The sequence below is a fragment of the Kribbella sp. NPDC059898 genome (assembly GCF_042730855.1).
Lineage (GTDB): Bacteria > Actinomycetota > Actinomycetes > Propionibacteriales > Kribbellaceae > Kribbella.
The window spans coordinates 371100-389216 of the sequence record NZ_JBHWKR010000001.1; the positions used below are offsets into that span (position 1 = coordinate 371100).

The window sequence follows — 18117 nt, forward strand, 5'->3', positions numbered from 1 at the left end:
CGCAGAAAATTTGACAGGCTGTCAGTGTTCGACCAGGCCGCCGACCGCGATCGGCGCCACCCGACCCGTTCGTGGCCGGGATTCCCACAGCGCGATCCCCACGTCGACGAGCGCCGCGCGATGCAGCCCCGGTACGTCGGCGATCGGGGTCCACGCCGACTCCGCCGTCTCGCCGTTCGGCTCCGGACGGGTACTCCCGCCGGTGACGCGGACCGCGTAGAAGATCCCGAGGTTCTGGTGATCCCCGCGCCCCCACCGCCGACGCACCGCCGCGGGCACCACGCGCGAGTCGACGCCGAGCAACTCCTCGACCACCGACTCGTAGCCGGTCTCCTCGGCAACCTCCCGCGTCACCGCGTCGAACGGATCCTCGTTCTGCTCAACACCCCCACCCGGCAAGGTCCACCAACTCCCGTCCCCGAACGGCGACACGTAGCGCGCCAGCAACACCCGCCCGTCGTCGACGCACACCGCATAAGCACCCACCCGCTGACTCATCCCCCGAACCTAGTGCCTCAGTTGGTCAGGTCTGGGATGGTGTGGGCGCTGACGTAGTCGCGGAAGAGTTTGATCTTGCCGTTGTGGATGCGGAAGACCTGGATGCAGCGGGCTTCGAAGGGGGCGCCTGTGGTGGTGTGGCGGGCCTCCGTGGTGAGTTCGAGGATGACGACCTCGGGGTCGGTGGTCTGGTGGAGCTGAACGGTGTGCAGGTCGACGATGTCGATCGGGCGGTCGCTGGTGCGTAGCGAGAACTCGCGGATCGCCTCGCGGCCTTCGAGGCGGGTGGGGAGGCCGCCGACGGCGAATGGGAGCTCGATCACGCCGTCCTCGGCGAAGAGGTCGGCGAACGCGTTGAAGTCGCGGGCGATCAGGTGCCGGTGGCGGAGTTCGAGTACGTCGAGCGGGGTCATCATGCTCCTTCATTCAACGGATGTAGAACGGTTCAACGAGCGTAGAACGAAACTCGCGACCGGTCAACGGCCGTAGAATGAACTGATGAGTGAGCCCACGCCCCGGCTGTCGCGGGCCCAGCAGCGGATCGATACCCAGAAGCGGATCCTGTCCGCCGCGGGCCGGCTGTTCGCCGCGCTCGGGTACGACCGGACGACGATCCGCGCGGTCGCCGCCGCGGCCGAGGTGGATGCCGGGCTGGTGATGCACTACTTCGGCAGCAAGGAGCAACTGTTCGCGCTGGCGACCAAGACCGAGACGCCGCTGGTCACCGGTGAGACGCCGGAGGAGGTCGCCGAGCAGCTGCTCGGGATCCTCCGGCAGTCGCTGATCGAGGAGCCGATCGCCTCCCTGGCCGCACTGCGCTCGATGCTGACGCATCCCGAGGCCGCCGCCGAGGTCGGCAACGCGCACGCCGAACGCGTCAAGGTCAGCAAGGCGATCCCCGGCGTGGACGGCAACCTCCGGGCCGCCGTGGTGAGCGCGATCCTGATCGGCGTGGTCCTCGGCCGGCACCTGGTCAAGCTCGACGAGCTCGCCGACGCCGACCCCGACGAGATCGTCGAGTTGCTCCGCCCGGCGGTCCTCTCGCTCACCAAGGCCGACCAGGAATAGGCCGTAAGACGACGAGGTTGCCGCCGGGTATGAGCCTTGAGTTCGGAGTCATCCTGCCGACGTCGACGCCCGATCCGGAGCAGCCCATCCTCGGCGACGTCCGGGAGAGCGCGCGGTACGCCGAGGAGGCCGGGCTGGACTCGATCTGGTCCACGGATCACCTGATCGCGAGCGCGCCGCTGCTGGAGAGTTCCGTCGTACTGGCGACCGCGGCGGCGGTGACCGAGCGGATCACGATCGGGTACAACGTGATGCTGCTGGCGTTGCGCCCGGTGGCGTGGGCGGCGAAGCAGATCAGCGCGCTGCAGTACGTGTCGAGCGACCGCGTCGTGCTCGGTGTCGGCACGGGCAACCCGGCGCACGGTGCCGCCGGCTGGGAGGCGGCCGGCGTCGAGTACGCGGACCGCGGCCGGCTCACGGACGAGGCCCTCACCGTACTGCCGGACCTGATCGCCGGTGCGGAGATCTCGCCGAGCGTGCGGGTGCCGCCGATCTTCGTGGCCGGAAGCGGCGTACGGGCGCAACGCCGGGCGGCGAAGTACGCCGACGGATGGGCGACGATCGCGCTGCCGCCGGACGAGGTCCGCGCGAACCTGGACCGCATAAACGAGCTTGCCGACGGCAAGCAACTGACGGCCACCGTGGTCGCCCCGCAGCTGACCGGCGACCCGCTCGAGCAACTGGCCGCCTACGAGGCCGCCGGCACCGAACGCGTCATCCTGCCCCCGACCGGCGACTGGCAGCGCGACTACGACCAGGCCGCCGACCTCCGCACCCGCTACCACCAGGCCTGAATGGGCTGCTGAAATGCCCGCCGATTGGATCTGCCGAGATCTGCTGCCGCGCCGAATACTGGGGGCGTACCCGGCGAGTTGAGGATGTGGATGATGTACGTTCCCGCGCACTTCGCGCCGGACGAGGGCGCCGTGCAGGAGCTGCTGGCGCAGCACGGTGCGGCCGATCTGGTGACGATGACGGCGGACGGTTTACTGGCGACCATGCTGCCGTTCGTGTACGACGCCGACCGGAACGTGCTGCTCGGGCACCTCGCGCGGAACAACCCGCACTGGCAGCAGCCGGCGATCGGGGACGCGTTGGTGATTATGCGCGGCCCGGACGCGTACGTCCCTCCCACCTGGTACGCCTCCAAGCGGGAGCACGGCCGCGTCGTTCCGACCTGGAACTACATCACTGCTCACGTCTACGGAGCCCTGACCGTGCACGACGACCCCGCGTGGGTCGAGGACGTCGTACGGCGGCTCTCGGATCTGCATGAGGCGGGACGGCCCGAGCCGTGGTCGGTGGATGACGCGCCGCCGAAGTACGTCAGCGGTCAGCTCCGCGCGATCGTCGGCGTGGAAGTCGCGATCACGCGGATCGAGGCCAAGTTCAAGCTCAGCCAGAACCGCCCGGAGGCGGACATCGACGGTGTGGTCGACGGTCTGCACGAGGACGGCGCCGACGAGTTGGCGGATGCCGTCGGCAACCATCGCCCGGACAAACCTTGACCTTGACCCCAAGGGCAAGGTTTACCCTCGCCGTCGTGTCTGGACTTGTGCTGGTGGGAGTCGGTCCCGGGATCGGGACAGCGGTGGCGCGGCGGTTCGTCCGCGAGGGGATGAGCGTGGGCCTGATCGCCCGCTCGGAGGCGACCGTGAAGGCGGCGGCCGTGAAGGTGGCGGCCGACGGGCTCGCGGGTGCCGACGTACTCCCGGTGACCGCGGACGTGACCGACGAGACCGCGCTCCGGGCGGCACTCGACCGGGTCGTCGAGGCGTACGGCGTACCGGACGTGGTGGTCTACAACGCCGCCCTCATCCAGCCGGACCGGATCGGCGATCTGACCGCGCGGCAGCACCTCGACGCGTGGGCGGTGAACGTGGTCGGCGCGATCACCACCGCCGCGCACCTCGCGCCGGCGATGGCCGAGCGCGGCAGCGGATCGTTCCTGATCACCGGCGGGATGCCCGTACCGAAACCCGCCTACGCCAGCCTGTCCATCGGCAAGGCCGGCGTCCGTACGCTCGTGACGCTGCTCGATCAGCAGTACGGCGCCGCGGGTGTGCACGCGGCGAGCGTCACCGTCAGCGGCGGTGTCGCACCGGGCAGCGCGTGGGACCCGGACGACCTCGCGAACCACTACTGGCGCCTGCACACCCAAACGCCGGCCGAGTGGATCCACGAGCTCGTCATCTGACCTCTTGTCGTATTGTTCAACAATCTCTATCGTGAGTGAGATCACCCGAGAAGGGGGTCTCATGACGATCGCAACGCTCACCGCGGCGCAGGCGCGCTCCCTGTTCCGGGATGACTGCAGCGTGCCGACCACCGGCTGGGCCGGCGGCTACACGCAGACCAACCTGATCGCCGTTCCGGCCGACTGGGCGTACGACGTGCTGCTGTTCTGCACGCGCAACCCGCAGGCGTGCCCGGTCCTCGACGTCAGCGATCCGGGCGACCCGACGACGCGACTGGCGTCCGGCGCGGACCTCCGGACCGACCTGCCGCGGTACCGGATCTGGCGCGACGGCGAGCTGACCGCCGAGGTGCCGGACGCGACCGAGTTCTGGCAGCACGACCTGGTCGCGTTCTCGCTCGGCTGCAGCTTCACGTTCGAGTCCGCGCTGGCGGCCGACGGGATCCCGCTCCGGCACGTCGAGCAGGGGCGGAACGTCGCCATGTACCTGACCGACCGCGAGTGCGTACCGGCGGGCCGGCTGCACGGTCCGCTGGTGGTTTCGATGCGGCAGATCCCCGCGGACCGGGTCGACGACGCGGTACGGATCACCAGGGCGATGCCGGCCGTGCACGGCGCTCCGGTCCATATCGGTGATCCGGCCGGGCTCGGGATCGCCGACCTCGCTGCCCCGGACTTCGGTGATCCCGTCGACGCGGCGGAGGGCGACGTACCGATCTTCTGGGCGTGCGGGGTGACCCCGCAGGCGGCGTTGATGACGTCCCGCCCGCCGTACGCGATCACGCACGCGCCCGGGTACATGTTCGTCACCGACCGCCGCGACAGCGAGTACCGGCTCAGCTCGGTTTGAGCAGGCCGCGGTTGTAGGCCTCCGCGACGGCGGCCGCGCGATCGGAGACGTCGAGCTTGGCGTAGATGTTCAGCAGATGCGTCTTCACCGTGGCCTCGCTGATGAACAGGTGCCGGGCGGCCTCGCGGTTGGTGTTGCCGCCGGCAACCAGTTGCAGTACTTCGAGTTCCCGCGGGCTCAGCAGCTGTTCCGGGGCGCGCGGCGCGCGGACGTGGTTCATCAACGTGTTGGCGACCGACGGCGCGAGCACCGAACGGCCATCGGCCGCGGACCGGACCGCGCGGAGCAACTCGTCCCGCGGCGCGTCCTTGAGCAGGTACCCGGTGGCGCCCGCCTCGATCGCGGGAACGACGTACCCGTCGGTGTCGTACGTCGTCAGCACCAGCACGCGCGACCCGACGCCGCGTTCGGCGAGTTCGCTGATCGCGTCCAGGCCGTTCATCCCGGGCATCTGCAGGTCCATCAGGATCACGTCCGGCCGCAGCTCCGCCGCCAGCCGGATTGCCTCCGCGCCGTCGCCCGCCTCACCGACCACCTCGAACTCGGGCTCGGCCGCGAACATCCCGCTCAGCCCGTCCCGGACGATCGGGTGGTCGTCGGCGATCAGCAGCCGGATCATGCGCCCGCTCCGGTCAACGGCACGGTCGCTGAGATCGCCGTACCGAAGCCGGGCTCGGACTCGATCTCCAGCGTCCCGTTCAGCGCCTCGACCCGCTGCCGCATCGCGACCAGGCCGAACCCGCCGGACTCCGACGCCGGCCGGGGCAGTGCCGGATCGAACCCGGTGCCGTCGTCCCGCACGTCCAGCGCGACCTTCTTCTCCATGTACGACAGCGTCACACCCACCCGGGTCGCCTGGGCATACTTCGCCACGTTCGCCAACGCCTCCTGAGTCGCGCGGAGCAGGGTCGACTCCGCCTCGGGCGTCATCACCCGCTGCGTGCCGGTCGTGGTCAGTTGTCCGTCGATCCCGTGCAGCGCCGACCATCGCCGTACGACGTCCTCGATCGCCTCGCCCAGCGTCGCCGACTGCAGCGGCTGCGGCCGCAGCGCGTGCACCGAACGCCGCGCCTCGGTCAGGCTCTCGCGGGCGAGCCCGATCGCGGTCGTCACGTACCGCCGCCAGTCGTCCGCGGTCTCGGCGGCCTGCAGTTGGGCCACGATGCCGGTCAGCCCCTGCGCGAGCGTGTCGTGGATCTCGCGGGCCATCCGCTGCCGCTCGTCGATCACCCCGGCCTCGCGCGCCTGGGTGACCAACTGCTCGTGCAGTACGGCGTTCTCTGCGAGCGTGGCCTCGAGCCGGAGGTTGGTCTCGGTCAGGGCGTCGACCGCGTCCTTGCGCTGCTGGCTCAGCACCTCGCCGCGGCGGCCGAGCCAGGACGCGAGGCACATCCCGACCACGTTCACGCCGATCACGGCCGCCGTCCCGAGAATGCCGAAGACGTCCGACTTCGAGATCGCGTACGCCTGGGCGTAGCCGGCGACGACCGCGACGCTGCCGACGCCGACCAGTTCGATCGGCCAGGGCAGCAGGATGAACGTGTAGAAGTAGCCGGCCGGGGTGAGGAAGCCGAACCACGGATCCCGCACCACCAGCACGGCCAGCATCAGTACGTACCCGGCGATGAAGACGCCGATCCAGCGGTGATCGGTCCGCTTCGCCGGGCGGAGGGTGAACATGCCGAGCGTCCATACCGCGATCAGCGCGCACAGCGCCAGGTCGACGGTGAGCGACCCGGGCCGGTCGCGCTTGATCAGGATGGTGACGGCGGTGAGGCATGCGAGGAACACATACGGCACCACCGTCAACCGCACCGGCCAGACGCCTTCGCTCATGTCACTTAGTGAACACCGAGCGGAGGTGCTTGCTGTTCACCACGAGTGTCACGCCGAGCAGGAGCAGTCCGCAGACCGCCTGCTCACCCTTCATCCACAGCGGGAAGGTGCCGGGCAGCGCGATGATGACGGCGATCGCGACCAGCATCACGGCCGACACGATCCGGAGCCGCAGGTACCCCCTGTGGGAGCCCTTGGCCGCGCTGCGGGCGAACAGGAAGGTCAGCAGCGAGCTGCCGACGACGATCGTGCCGCGGACCCAGACGGCGTCGTTGACGACCGTGCTGTGGTTCCGGAGGACGATGATGGCGATCAGCGTGAGCAGGCTGATCGCGACGTAGCCGGTCACCAGCAGTTGCACGCTCCGCAACGCGGAGGCGCTGCGCGGGTGTCCGACGTTCGCGGGAGTGGTCATCTCGGTGGTCCTTTCGGGGCTCTGTTTCGGTACTACGACTGTCCCGTTCAGGCCCCTTCCGCCACATCGCCCGTGCGGTTCCACTCACCTCCACCGATCGGTTGATCGAGGGTCTCCACCGGTCCGCCGCTGGCACATGATCGTTGCCTTGAGCACCTTCCTTCCGTGTCAGTTTGTGCACGGATGGTCACGAACTGTCACGGACGGCTTACGGCTGCGTGCAGATGTCCGGACAGCACTTCCGGCGGCGGGACGCGGCGGCAGATGGTCGTCCTGGAAGTCGAGAAGGGTTCGAGTCAGCCGGTCGACCACGGAGGACCAGACGCGTGCTCGAGACTTATCGCGGTATCCCACATCTGTTGGACACCTGGCTCGTGCTCACCGGCATGACCCTGCCGATCGCCTTCTCCGCGTTACGGCGGCGCGGCGACCTCCTCCCCCGGCTGGCGGCGTTCTGCCTGCCGGCGGCGTTCGCGCTGGTGGTCGCGGCGACGCTCACCCCGACTCCGCTCCGGTACGGTCCGGTCGGGATGTGCGGCGCCCGGATGGAAGGCTTCGGCGGCCTGAGCTCGATCCAGGCGCCGCTGAACGTGCTGCTGTTCGTCCCGTTCACCGGGATGCTGACGCTGGCCGGCGGCCGCCGCGCGGAGGCGATCGCGGCCGGGATCGGGCTGTCGGCGGCGATCGAGGCGATCCAGTCGCTGGTCCCGTCGCTGGGCCGGACCTGCCAGTTGCACGACGTGCTGACGAACTCGCTCGGCTCCGTCTGCGGCGTCGGCCTCGCGGCTGCCGTACAGACGATCGCCCACGGGGTGCTGACCACTACCCGCGGGCGGCTGGTCACCCCGCCGTACGTCGTCGAGCACGCCGGGCTGCTCGTCGTCCGGTCCAGACCGCCGGCTCGGCATCGCCGCGCGACCCTGGTCGCTCCGCGGCGTCGTAACGCTGCTGGGAGATATCACAGAACGAATACACAGTTATCCGGATAGTTATCCACAGGCTGTGGATGGGGCCGTGGATTGCCGTGTGACTGCCTGGGGATATCCACAGGTCACGGTCGTACGTCGAGTCCCAGCGCGGTCGCGACCACCATCGCCTGGGTAACGTCGATCCGGGCGCCCTTGAGCGTGACGGTCAGCGGATCGAGCGTGGAGAGGTCGGACCCGCGCAGGTCGGCGCCGGAGAAGTCGGCCTTCTGCAGCATCGCGCCGGACAGGTCGAGGTCGCGGAGCACCGCCTTCGGCGCCCGGACGCCGGTCAGGTCGGCCTCGCGCAGCTTCACGCCGGTGAACTCGGTCCCCTTCAGGTCCGCGCCCGGCAGACCGGTGAACGACCAGTCGCCGCCGGACACCTTCATCAGGCTGTGCGCGCACTGGTCGAAGAAGCTGCCGACGAACTTGCACCGGGTGAACGTCGTGTCGAACAGCGAGCAGCGGACGAACGTGCAGTTCACGAACGCGGCGTCGGTGTGCGTCGACGCGTTGAACCGCACCCCGCGGAACGTGCACTCCTCGAACACCGCGCCGCGGTTCTCCACCTCGGTGAGATCCGAGTCGACGAACAGCACCCGCCGGTACGTCTGCCCGGACGGATCCGCGTCGTCCCACTCCCGGATCGTCGACTCGGTCGGCACTCCCGCACGCGTAGCCATGGCCTTCACCTTGCCACGTCGTACGGACAGAGTTGTGATGCTAAGGCAGGAGAACGGAGGGCCGACCGACAAGTACGGGCCGCACGATGGAGAGGTGACCGGAACTGAGCGGGTGATGGTGTTCGGCGCGGGAGGCTTTCTCGGCGCCAGGATCTGCGCGCTGCTCGCCGACCGCGGGATCGAGTACCGCGGGCTGAGCCGGGCTCGGAGCGAGCCGTACCGGCGGTGTGACCTGACCGCGATGCACCCGTACGCGCTGGACACCCAGATCGGTATGTACAAGCCGACCGTGATCGTCAACGCGGTCGGCGCCACGTTCGGAGCGCCGGCCGAGCTGGTCCGGGCGAACGTGATCGCGGTCGAGGCGCTGCTCGCGTCGGTCCGCGACCACGCCGGTCACGCGCGGTTCGTCCAGCTCGGGTCCGCGGCCGAGTACGGCGGTGCCGCACACGGGACGAGCATGCCCGAGGACAGCGCTCCGCACCCGCTCGGTCCGTACGGGATCACCAAGCTGGCCGGGTCCGAGCTCGTGCTCCGGGCGCAACGGGCCGGCGCGGACGCCGTCGTACTGCGGATCTTCGACGTGATCGGGCCGGGGGCGCCGGACAGTACGTTGACCGGCCGGGTGATCCGGGACCTGCGGACGCGGCGGCTGATCGAGGTCGGGGCGCTGGACGTCTGGCGCGACTTCGTCGACGTCCGGGACGTGGCCGAGGCCGTCCTCGCGGTCGCGCTCGCGGACGGGAAGCTGCCTCCGCTGCTGAACGTCGGCACCGGCCGGGCGACCCTCGCGCGCGACGTCGCCGGGCAGCTCTTCGAGCTCAGCGGCCTGGCGGCGACGATCGTCGACGAGGCCGGCCAGGAGACGCTGCTCGGGGCGCCGTGGCAGCAGGCCGACAGCACGCTGATCGGCCAGCAGCTCGGCTGGTCGCCCAAGGTCGCGCTCGAGCAGTCCCTCGCCGACAGCTGGGCTGAGCCAGACTAGGTCCGTGCAGATTCGCTCGCTCAGTGAGGCCGCGCCGGATCGGCGACCACCTGCGGTCAACGAGGACCTCGTCCTGACCGGACCCGATTTCGCGCTCGTCCTCGACGGCGCCACCGCGCCGAAGGGCGTCGACTCGGGCTGCGTGCACGACGTTCCGTGGCTGGTGCGCCAGCTCGCGATCCAGCTGGCCCCGGCGCTGCTCGCGCAGTCGTCCGTACCGCTGCCCGACCTGCTCGCGGAGGCAATCGCCGCGGTCCGGGCGACCCACGCGGACACCTGCGACGTCAGCAACCCGGACAGTCCGTCGTCCACGGTCTCGATCGTGCGGCTCCACCCGGACCACGTCGAGCACCTCGTCCTCGCCGACTCGCCCGTCGTCATGCGCTCCCCGGACGGGCAGATCACCCTCCACCACGACGACCGGATCGAGCAGCTCCCGGAGCGCACGCTCGAGGCGGTACGCCGATTGCGCAACCAGCCGGGCGGTTTCTGGGCCGCGAGCACCGAGCCGAAGGCGGCGTACGAGGCGATCACCGGCAGCACCGACCTGGCCGCCGTCGACGTGATCGCGATCCTCTCCGACGGCGCCTCCCGCTTCAGCGAGCTGTACGGGCACACCTGGGACGAGCTGATCGACGTACTCACGACCGCTGGTCCGCGGCAGCTGATCGACCGGGTCAGGCAGTACGACGCCACCACGACCGGGCGGTGGAAGCAGTACGACGACGCGAGCGTCGTACTGCTTCAGCGGCCGTAGGTCGGGAAGCCGTGGCGCGGCGCGTACTGCGGGGGCAGCAGCGGCAGGTGGTCCCGCACCGGTGGCGGTGGCGCCATCCGCTCGTCCTGCCAGTCGCCGATCTGGCGCATCAGCAGAACCATCGCGACGCCCGCCGCGATCAGCAGCACGGTCGCGACCGTGAACCCGATGTCGACGCCGAGCGCCACGTGCACCATGAAGTCCTGCAGGTCGTAGACGTCGACGTACTCGCCGGCGCCGTTGTCGGTCGCCTGCACGAGCCGCACGATCCAGACGATGAAGCCGACCACGGCGACCGTTCCGCCGCCGACCATGATCACCCAGAAGCCGGTCCAGGTCGCCCACCACCCGTACAGCAGCGCGCGGACCCGACCGAGCGGTCGCGCGGGCGGCTTGCTGGCACGGACGACGTCGTCGACGATCTGGTACGGGTACCAGAACTGCACGATCGGGCAGAACCACGAGCCGATCACCCAGCCCGGTGCGTGCCGGTGCAGCAGGTGCTGCGGCACGACGGGCCCAGGCGCGAACGGCGAGTGCAGGAAGTCCGCGTTGTCGCGGGCGCGCCACAGCCAGAGCAGGAAGGCGATCGCGGTTCCGATCAACAGGTAGCCGAGCAGGTCCAGCAGCGGTCCGGTGCCGGCGACCGAGCGGGCGCCGCGTTCGATCTCGGCGTCCGAGAGCAGCCCGTACACGAGCCGTTTGACCTGGTCGTACGACCGCCAGAGCAGCACGCACTGGACAATCGCCGCGACCACGCTGAGCCCCATCAGCACCATGCTGACGATCGCGACCGTCCGCAACGACCGGAACTGCGGCAGCACCGGCTGATACGGCACCGGCTGATACGGCCCAGGCTGGAACTGCCCCGGATAAGGCTCCGTCACCCTTCCACCTCCCCGCAGCCAAGTTAACCCAAGCCCGTCTAGACCGCTGCGAACGCCTCCCGCACCGCGGGCAGCGCCAGCTCCCGGTCCGTCGCCGACAGCCCGATCCGCGTCCGCCGATCGAGTACGTCGTCCTCGGTCAGCGCCCCTTCGTGCCGTACGGCGAACCTCAACTCGGCGTACGTCGTCCGCAGTCCCGGCGCGATCGGCTCCCGCAGCTCGGGCGGACCGTCGATCACCCGCGGCGCCTCCACGCCGTACCGCTGGACGAACCGGGCCGGCGCCCGGACCGCGGCGAGGTGGACGCGATCGGCCGCGCCGACGAGCGGGATCCGGTGCGTCTCGCACTGCCGCCGAACCTCGACCTCGGACTGCTCGAGCGCGGTGTCGAGCGCGTCCTGCGCCATCCGCCGGTACGTCGTGAGCTTGCCGCCGACGATCGTGACCACGCCGTCGTCGCTGGTGATCACCGCGTGCCGCCGGGAGATGTCGGCGGTGCCGCTGTGGTGGCCCGTGTCGAGCAGCGGACGCAGGCCGGCGTACGTGCCGAGCAGGTCCGCGCGGGTCACCGGCTGCTGGACGGCGGCGCTGATCGTGTTCAGCAGGAAGTCGATCTCGGCCTCGGTCGCCCGCGGTACGTCGTCGACCGGGCCCGGCGCGTCGACGTCCGTGAGGCCGACGTACACCCGGTCGTCCGGCGCCGGGATCGCCATCACCACCCGGCGCAGCTCGCCCGGCACCGGCACCGTGAGGACCGCGGACAGGCCGCCGAAGACGGACTGCGGCAGCACCAGGTGGGTGCCGCGGCTCGGGCGGAGCTTGATGCCGGAGGCAACCTGATCCGCCCAGATCCCGGTCGCGTTGATCACGATCCGCGCGTCCACCGACCGCTTGTCGCCGGTCAGCTGGTCGACCAGCACCGCGCCCTGCCCGGTCACCTCGGTCGCGGCCACGTGGGTCAGGATCCGGGCGCCGTACTGCGCCGCGGTCCGGGCGATCGCGACCACCAGGCGGGCGTCGTCGTACAGCTGCCCGTCCCAGGTGAGGAAGCCGCCGCGCATCCCGTCCGGGCTCAGCGTCGGCGCGTAGCGGAGGATCTCCGCCGACGACACCCGGCGGGAGTGCGGGAGGTAGTCGTCGCTGGTCCGCGCGAAGGTCCGCAGTACGTCACCACCCAGGAACGCCGACCGCAGCAGCGCGGCCTGCACGAACTTTGCCTGCGGCAACCACGGCGCGATCTGCGGGATCGGGTGCACGAGGTGCGGTGCCGTCGTCTTCATCAGGATGCCGCGCTCGACGGCACTCTCGTACGCGATCCCGACATGCCCGGACGCGAGGTACCGCAGTCCGCCGTGCACGAGCTTCGAACTCCACCGGCTGGTCCCGAACGCCAGATCGTGCTTCTCCACCAGGGCAACGCTCAATCCACGAGCGGCCGCGTCCAGCGCCACGCCGGCGCCGGTCACACCACCGCCGATCACGAGCACGTCGACCGTCGTCAACTCGTCGAGCTCTTGGGTACGCCGTGCCGCGTTCAGACTCGCGTTGCCGATGGTGCTCATGGCATCAGGTACCTCGTCAGCATCACGCGCAGCTCCTCGTCGAGCTTCGGGTACTCGTCCTTCGCGGCCATCACCGGGCCGGACACTGCCGACGCGAGCGAGACCAGGATGATCTGCCGGGCCAGCCAGACCGGGTCGCCGGCGCGGATCGAGCCGTCCGCCTGACCTTGCCGGAGGCCCTCCTCGACGAGCGCGAGGTGCGCGACCGTGCTGCTGCCGCGGCGCTCCAGCAGGTACGGCGTGAGGAATTCGGGGTCGAGCTCGATGATCTTCCGCATCAGCGGATGCACGCGGGTCTTCGCGACCACCTCGACGACACCCTCGACCAGGCGCGCGCGGCCGTCGGCGGCGTCCGGCTGGAACGCCGACACCAGCGCGATCGTCCACTCCCGGGTCATCAGCGCGGCGACCACGGCCTGCACGTTCGGCCAGCGCCGGTACAGGGTCGCGCGGGAGACCTCGGCATGCCGGGCGATGTCGGCCATCGTCATCCGGCGCATCCCGATCGCGAGCAGCAACTCGTACGCCGCGTCCAGGATCCGCTCCTCGCCGATCGCGTTCGCCGGGGTCGGACGGGTGCTGGTCTCTTGCTCTGATTCGCTGCTACGCTGAGACATCACATGCCAAAGTGTATCAGCGACTGCGGCATCCTGGAACTGTCCAGGGAGGTGGGAGCCAGGGGGTTCCGCCTCCCTGGACGCTACCTCGCGCGCCCGCCGAAAGGGAGTCACCGATGACCGAATCCGACCTCCCGGTGGCGCAACTCACCCCCGGCCGCTGGGGCGACCCAGCGCACCCGGCAGAACTCCCCGCCGCCGCGCTGGACGCCGTCAAACACCTCGGCATCCACCGCCCGCCGCCGTCCGCGCAACCGGAGGCCAGGCCCGGCGCTTCCGACCGCCAACTGCATTTCCTCACCTCAGTCGTGGGCCCTCAGCACGTGACGACCGAGTGGGAGATTCGCTGGTCCCACACCCGCGGGTACTCGACAACGGACCTGCTGCGATTCCGCGCCGCCGACACCACCGACGTACCGGACGCCGTCGTCTTCCCGGCGAGCCACGACGAAGTGCAAGCGATCCTCGAAGGCGCCGCCGACCACAACCTGGCCGTCGTCCCGTACTCAGGCGGCACCTCGGTCGTAGGCGGTCTCGCCCCGACCAGAAGGTTCGTCACCCTCGACCTGCGCCGGCTCGACCAACTCACCGACCTGGATGAGATCTCGCGTACGGCGACCCTGCAAGCCGGCGTCCGCGGCCCCGCCGCCGAAGCCCTGCTCGCCGAGCGCGGCTACACACTCGGCCACTTCCCGCAGTCCTACGAAGGCGCCTCGATCGGCGGCTACGCGGCCGCCCGCTCGAGCGGTCAGTCGTCCGCCGGCTACGGCCGTTTCGACCAGATGGTTGTCGGTCTCACGGTCGCCACCCCGCGCGGCACCATCGAGCTCGGACGCGCCCCGATGTCGGCCGCCGGTCCGGACCTCCGCCAGCTGTTCCTCGGCTCCGAAGGCGCGTTCGGCGTCATCACCTCGGTCGTCGTCCGGATCCGCCCGCGCCCGACCGAGCGGCACTTCGAAGGCTGGAAGTTCGACACGTTCGACGCCGGTCTGACCGCGGTACGGCGGCTCGCGCAGGACGGACCGCTGCCGACCGTGCTGCGGTTGTCGGACGAGGTCGAGACCGCGGTGAACCTCGCCGACCCGGACGTGCTCGGCGGCAGCGCGGGCGGCGTACTCGCGATCATCGGCTTCGACGGCCCGTACAACCAGGCCACCGCCGACGTACTCGCGGCGGCCGGTGGGACGAACCTCGGCGAGGGACCCGGCGAGACCTGGCGGGTCGGCCGGTACCGAGCGCCGTACCTCCGCGATCCGTTGCTCGACGAGGGCGCATTGGTGGAGACCCTCGAGACCGCGGCCTTCTGGTCTCGCATCCCGGCCTTGAAGGCCGCCGTCACCGAGGCGCTGGTCGGAGCGCTGCCCACGACGCCGCCGCTGGTGCTCTGCCACATCTCACACGTCTACGAAACGGGCGCATCGCTCTACTTCACCGTCGTCTGCGCGCAGACCGACGACCCGATCACCCAATGGCGCACCGCCAAGTCCACCGCCAACCAGGCCATCGCCGCGGCCGGCGGCACCATCTCCCACCACCACGGGGTCGGCACCGACCACCGGGACGCCTACGTCGCGGAGATCGGTCCGCTCGCCACCGAAGCCTTACAAGCTGTCAAACAAACCCTCGACCCGGACCACATCATGAATCCAGGCATCCTGCTCCCGGAGAACTGATCCGAGACGGGAGTGGCGGCTCCCGCTCGACTACTTCTCCGGCCCGCCCAGCGCCTTGCCGATGTCGCCGAACGCCCCGGTCCGCGGAGCCTCGCCGGCGTCCTCCCGCACTTCGCGCTCCTCCGAGCCGAGGTCGAGCGCGGCGCGGAAGTTCTTCGAGTCCTGCTCGCTCCAGCCGCCACCGCCCGTGAGTTGCTCGCCACTCTGGTGGACGTTCCGCTCAGACATTGCTCCTCCTTCACCTAGGGACTTTCACCGTAGGTACGGCGCGGGGTCATCGGGCGCAATGCTTGACTTCAAGCTTAGTTGAGGTACGACGGTTGCCGCATGACTCCTGAACCGTCCGAACGTCCTGTCGCTCTGATCACCGGTGCCTCCGCCGGGCTCGGGCTCGCGTTGGCGCACGGGCTGGCCGAGCGCGGGTGGGCGTTGCTGATCGACGCGCGGGGTGCGGAAGCGCTGAAAGACGCGGCCGACGCGCTCGCCGCCCGAACCGACGTCGTACCGCTGGCCGGTGACGTCGCCGACCCGGAGCATCGCGCCGACCTGCTCGACGCGGTGACCGAGCTCGGCCGGCTCGACCTGCTCGTGAACAACGCCAGCTACCTCGGCCCGAGCCCGCTGCAGCCGCTGGCCGCGGCCGACCTCGACGAGCTCCGTCGCGTGTACGAAGTCGACGTACTCGCGCCGCTCGCACTCACCCAGCTCCTGCTCCCGGCACTCACCACCGCGTCCGGTGTGCTGATCAACATCAGCTCCGACGCTGCCGTGGAGGCGTACGAGACCTGGGGCGGCTACGGCTCTGCCAAGGCGGCCCTTGATCACGCCACGAAGGTCCTGGCCGCAGAGCATCCTGCGCTGGCGGTGTACGCCGTCGACCCGGGTGATCTGCGTACGGCGATGCACCAGGCCGCGTTCCCCGGCGAGGACATCTCGGACCGGCCGGAGCCCGCAACCGTCGTACCGTCGTTCCTGCAGCTGCTCGACAAGCGCCCGGCCAGCGGCAGGTACCGAGCGGCCGAGTTCGCGCCGGCGGTGACCTCGTGAGGGTGCACCCACACACCCGGTTCGAGTTGCCGGGCGCGTTGAACGCCGGCGAACCTCCCGAAGCGCGCGGCCTTTCCCGGGACCACGTGAAGCTGCTGGTCGCGGAGGGGTCGACCGTCACGCACACGCGCTTCGACCGGATCGGCGACCACCTGTGGCCGGGCGACCTGCTGCTGGTGAACACCTCCGGCACGCTGGCGGCAGCCGTCGACGGTACGACGTACACCGTGCACTTCTCCACGCCGCTCGACGACGGCACCTGGGTGGTCGAGCTGCGCGACGGGGGTGCCCCGATGTTCAGCGGTACGCCGGGACAGCAGGTGGAACTGCCCGAAGGCACGTTGACCTTGCTGGCGCCGTACCAGGCCTCGCCGGGCAGGCTGTGGATCGCGAAGCCGCCGACTCCCGACGTACTCGGGTACCTGCGACGGCACGGGCGGCCGATCACCTACAACTACGTGGGGAAGCGCTGGCCGCTGGCGTCGTACCAGACCGTCTTCGCCCGCGAGCCCGGCAGCGCGGAGATGCCCAGCGCGGCCCGGCCGTTCAGCTTCGAACTGGTGAGCCACCTGGCCTCGCAGGGCGTGCTGATCGCGCCGATCCTGCTCCATTGCGGCGTCTCTTCACTGGAGAGCCACGAACCACCCCAGTCCGAGCGGTACGACGTGCCGACGCACACGGCCCGCCTCGTCAACTGGGTCAAGGCGAACGGCGGACGGGTGATCGCGGTCGGCACCACCGCCGTCCGCGCGATCGAGTCGGCCGCGGCCGGCGGAACCGTCGCGCCGTCGAGGGGCTGGACCGACCTCGTCCTCGGCCCGGACCACCAGCCGCAGATCGTCGACGGCCTCATCACCGGCTGGCACGCCCCCGAGGCGTCCCACCTGCTACTGCTCGAATCCGTCGCCGGCCGCGACCAGGTCCAGCGCGCGTACGACGCCGCCATCCAGCACAACTACCTCTGGCACGAGTTCGGCGACAGTTGCCTGCTGCTGCGCTGAGTCAGGATGCGGCCTTCGTCGGCGGCTTGTGCTGCGAGATGCGGTTCGTGGTGTGGTCGGCGGCCTTGAGCGCGGTGACCGCGCTCGGGGTCTCCGGTGCTGTGGGGCGGGCTACCTGATGTTCGTTGCCGGGGCGGGCGCGTTTGTCCACTGCGCGTGGGCTCATGTGGATGTCCTTACCAAGCTGGTCCCCCGTCGGGACGTCACCTGATTAGACGAGCAGTTCCACCAGGTTGTCACCTGGTTTGATCCAACTGAGCCGAAGTTGTGGCCTATGCCGCTTGATTGTTGCGGCGCCTCGGCTTCGAGAGTTGGAGGAAGACCCAGGCGGTGGCGGCGCCGACGATGAAGCCGCCGAGGTGGCCTTCCCACGAGACGTTCGGGATGGCGAAGGACAGGAACGCCGTCACCGCGACGTACATGATGATCCAGGTGATGTCCAAGCCGCGCGCCCGGTGGATCACCAGCAGGGCGCCGACCAGGCCGAGGACCGCGCCGGACGCGCCGAGGGTCGCGCCGCCGGGGGCGGACAGCAGCCAGACCGCGACGCTGCCGCCGAGCGCGGACAGCAGGTACAGGATCGTGAACCGGAGCCGGCCGAGCATGCCTTCGAGCATCGGGCCGAGCTGCCAGAGCATGAACAGGTTCGAGAAGATGTGGAAGAGCTGGACGTGCGTGAACGCCGACGTCAGCAGCCGCCACGGCTCGCTGCCGGCCAGCGCCGGCACCATCACGAAATCGTTCAGGACCTGCGGGCTGACGTACCGGGCGACGATGAAGACCAGCACGTTCAGCGCCAGGATCGTGTAGGTGACGACCTGCTGGCTGCCGGCGCGCTGGATACCGCCGAGCGAGGTGCGGGTGCGGGGCACCGAGCGGACGCCCTCGTTGAAACAGCTCGGGCACTGGAAGCCGACGGCGGCGCTGTTCATGCACGCCGGGCAGATCGGCCGGTCGCAGCGCTGGCAGCGCACCCCGGCGGGCCGATCCGGGTGCCGGTAGCAGACGGTCTCGGTCACGCGGGTGCGTCCCTCTCTGGGAACGCGGGGCCGAGTCGTTCCCGGCCCCGCGAT

At 70.1% G+C, this 18117-nt stretch carries 23 protein-coding genes; 11 read left to right on the plus strand and 12 right to left on the minus strand.

What is annotated here, in order from left to right:
- Positions 1–21: 21 nt before the first annotated feature.
- Together ACFV9C_RS01890 and ACFV9C_RS01895 are read right to left on the minus strand one after the other, a co-directional pair.
- Positions 22–498 (minus strand): NUDIX hydrolase, encoded by a 477-nt coding sequence (locus tag ACFV9C_RS01890; RefSeq protein WP_380189998.1) that lies wholly within the window; start codon positions 496–498, stop codon positions 22–24.
- A 17-nt stretch (positions 499–515) separates the two neighbouring features.
- A complete protein-coding gene (locus ACFV9C_RS01895) occupies positions 516–911 on the minus strand; it encodes a nuclear transport factor 2 family protein (protein ID WP_380190000.1) in 396 nt (131 codons plus the stop codon).
- Positions 912–996: 85 nt separating this feature from the next.
- Between ACFV9C_RS01895 and ACFV9C_RS01900 the strand changes: the two genes are divergently transcribed.
- From ACFV9C_RS01900 to ACFV9C_RS01920, 5 genes are all read left to right on the plus strand, one after another.
- Positions 997–1566: a TetR family transcriptional regulator gene (locus tag ACFV9C_RS01900; protein WP_380190002.1), complete on the plus strand. Its 570-nt coding sequence runs from the start codon at positions 997–999 to the stop codon at positions 1564–1566.
- 29 nt (positions 1567–1595) lie between these two features.
- Positions 1596–2360 carry an LLM class flavin-dependent oxidoreductase gene (locus ACFV9C_RS01905; RefSeq protein ID WP_380190004.1) on the plus strand — a complete coding sequence of 255 codons (765 nt, stop codon included), beginning with the start codon at positions 1596–1598 and terminating at the stop codon, positions 2358–2360.
- 93 nt (positions 2361–2453) lie between these two features.
- Complete coding sequence (locus ACFV9C_RS01910) at positions 2454–3074, plus strand: FMN-binding negative transcriptional regulator (RefSeq protein ID WP_380190005.1); 621 nt, start codon at positions 2454–2456, stop codon at positions 3072–3074.
- A gap of 35 nt (positions 3075–3109) precedes the next feature.
- Positions 3110–3763 (plus strand): SDR family NAD(P)-dependent oxidoreductase, encoded by a 654-nt coding sequence (locus ACFV9C_RS01915; RefSeq protein ID WP_380190007.1) that lies wholly within the window; start codon positions 3110–3112, stop codon positions 3761–3763.
- Positions 3764–3824: 61 nt separating this feature from the next.
- Complete coding sequence (locus ACFV9C_RS01920) at positions 3825–4613, plus strand: putative hydro-lyase (RefSeq protein WP_380190009.1); 789 nt, start codon at positions 3825–3827, stop codon at positions 4611–4613.
- Here the strand turns inward: ACFV9C_RS01920 and ACFV9C_RS01925 are convergent.
- From ACFV9C_RS01925 to ACFV9C_RS01935, 3 genes are read right to left on the minus strand one after another with little or no spacing between them, the layout of a single operon-like run.
- Positions 4600–5232: a response regulator gene (locus ACFV9C_RS01925; protein ID WP_380190010.1), complete on the minus strand. Its 633-nt coding sequence runs from the start codon at positions 5230–5232 to the stop codon at positions 4600–4602. The genes ACFV9C_RS01920 and ACFV9C_RS01925 overlap by 14 nt on opposite strands.
- On the minus strand, positions 5229–6449 hold the full coding sequence (locus tag ACFV9C_RS01930; RefSeq protein ID WP_380190011.1) for a sensor histidine kinase: 1221 nt from the start codon (positions 6447–6449) through the stop codon (positions 5229–5231). The genes ACFV9C_RS01925 and ACFV9C_RS01930 overlap by 4 nt, the downstream gene beginning before the upstream one ends.
- 1 nt (position 6450) lies before the next feature.
- Positions 6451–6864, minus strand: coding sequence for a hypothetical protein (locus ACFV9C_RS01935; protein WP_380190012.1), 414 nt, complete (start codon positions 6862–6864; stop codon positions 6451–6453).
- 326 nt (positions 6865–7190) lie between these two features.
- Here ACFV9C_RS01935 and ACFV9C_RS01940 point away from each other — a divergent pair, with 326 nt between their 5' ends.
- A complete protein-coding gene (locus ACFV9C_RS01940) occupies positions 7191–7853 on the plus strand; it encodes a VanZ family protein (protein ID WP_380190013.1) in 663 nt (220 codons plus the stop codon).
- A gap of 62 nt (positions 7854–7915) precedes the next feature.
- Here the strand turns inward: ACFV9C_RS01940 and ACFV9C_RS01945 are convergent, their stop codons facing one another.
- Positions 7916–8515, minus strand: coding sequence for a pentapeptide repeat-containing protein (locus tag ACFV9C_RS01945; protein ID WP_380190014.1), 600 nt, complete (start codon positions 8513–8515; stop codon positions 7916–7918).
- A gap of 94 nt (positions 8516–8609) precedes the next feature.
- On the opposite strand from ACFV9C_RS01945, the gene ACFV9C_RS01950 reads away from it, so the two are divergent.
- Together ACFV9C_RS01950 and ACFV9C_RS01955 are read left to right on the plus strand one after the other, a co-directional pair.
- A complete protein-coding gene (locus tag ACFV9C_RS01950) occupies positions 8610–9500 on the plus strand; it encodes an NAD-dependent epimerase/dehydratase family protein (RefSeq protein ID WP_380190015.1) in 891 nt (296 codons plus the stop codon).
- Between the two features lie 4 nt (positions 9501–9504).
- Positions 9505–10257 (plus strand): protein phosphatase 2C domain-containing protein, encoded by a 753-nt coding sequence (locus ACFV9C_RS01955; RefSeq protein ID WP_380190016.1) that lies wholly within the window; start codon positions 9505–9507, stop codon positions 10255–10257.
- Here the strand turns inward: ACFV9C_RS01955 and ACFV9C_RS01960 are convergent.
- The 3 genes from ACFV9C_RS01960 to ACFV9C_RS01970 are packed head-to-tail and all read right to left on the minus strand — an operon-like array spanning position 10245 to position 13323.
- A complete protein-coding gene (locus tag ACFV9C_RS01960; protein ID WP_380190018.1) occupies positions 10245–11144 on the minus strand; it encodes a DUF4328 domain-containing protein in 900 nt (299 codons plus the stop codon). The genes ACFV9C_RS01955 and ACFV9C_RS01960 overlap by 13 nt on opposite strands.
- Before the next feature lie 38 nt (positions 11145–11182).
- Positions 11183–12706, minus strand: a complete 1524-nt coding sequence (locus ACFV9C_RS01965; RefSeq protein WP_380190020.1) for a glycerol-3-phosphate dehydrogenase/oxidase — start codon at positions 12704–12706, stop codon at positions 11183–11185.
- Positions 12703–13323: a TetR/AcrR family transcriptional regulator gene (locus ACFV9C_RS01970; protein WP_380190022.1), complete on the minus strand. Its 621-nt coding sequence runs from the start codon at positions 13321–13323 to the stop codon at positions 12703–12705. Before ACFV9C_RS01970 ends, ACFV9C_RS01965 begins: the two co-directional genes overlap by 4 nt.
- 116 nt (positions 13324–13439) lie before the next feature.
- On the opposite strand from ACFV9C_RS01970, the gene ACFV9C_RS01975 reads away from it, so the two are divergent.
- Positions 13440–14996 carry an FAD-binding oxidoreductase gene (locus ACFV9C_RS01975; RefSeq protein ID WP_380190024.1) on the plus strand — a complete coding sequence of 519 codons (1557 nt, stop codon included), beginning with the start codon at positions 13440–13442 and terminating at the stop codon, positions 14994–14996.
- A 30-nt stretch (positions 14997–15026) separates the two neighbouring features.
- Here ACFV9C_RS01975 and ACFV9C_RS01980 read toward each other — a convergent pair whose 3' ends face one another.
- A complete protein-coding gene (locus tag ACFV9C_RS01980; protein ID WP_380190026.1) occupies positions 15027–15224 on the minus strand; it encodes a hypothetical protein in 198 nt (65 codons plus the stop codon).
- 99 nt (positions 15225–15323) lie between these two features.
- On the opposite strand from ACFV9C_RS01980, the gene ACFV9C_RS01985 reads away from it, so the two are divergent.
- Both ACFV9C_RS01985 and ACFV9C_RS01990 read left to right on the plus strand, forming a co-directional pair.
- Positions 15324–16043 (plus strand): SDR family NAD(P)-dependent oxidoreductase, encoded by a 720-nt coding sequence (locus ACFV9C_RS01985; protein WP_380190028.1) that lies wholly within the window; start codon positions 15324–15326, stop codon positions 16041–16043.
- Positions 16040–17044: an S-adenosylmethionine:tRNA ribosyltransferase-isomerase gene (locus ACFV9C_RS01990; protein WP_380190030.1), complete on the plus strand. Its 1005-nt coding sequence runs from the start codon at positions 16040–16042 to the stop codon at positions 17042–17044. The genes ACFV9C_RS01985 and ACFV9C_RS01990 overlap by 4 nt, the downstream gene beginning before the upstream one ends.
- A 1-nt stretch (position 17045) precedes the next feature.
- On the opposite strand, the gene ACFV9C_RS01995 is transcribed toward ACFV9C_RS01990, so the two are convergent.
- Together ACFV9C_RS01995 and ACFV9C_RS02000 are read right to left on the minus strand one after the other, a co-directional pair.
- Positions 17046–17210 carry a hypothetical protein gene (locus ACFV9C_RS01995; RefSeq protein WP_380190032.1) on the minus strand — a complete coding sequence of 55 codons (165 nt, stop codon included), beginning with the start codon at positions 17208–17210 and terminating at the stop codon, positions 17046–17048.
- Between the two features lie 106 nt (positions 17211–17316).
- Positions 17317–18063, minus strand: coding sequence for a rhomboid family intramembrane serine protease (locus ACFV9C_RS02000; protein WP_380190034.1), 747 nt, complete (start codon positions 18061–18063; stop codon positions 17317–17319).
- Positions 18064–18117: the final 54 nt, after the last annotated feature.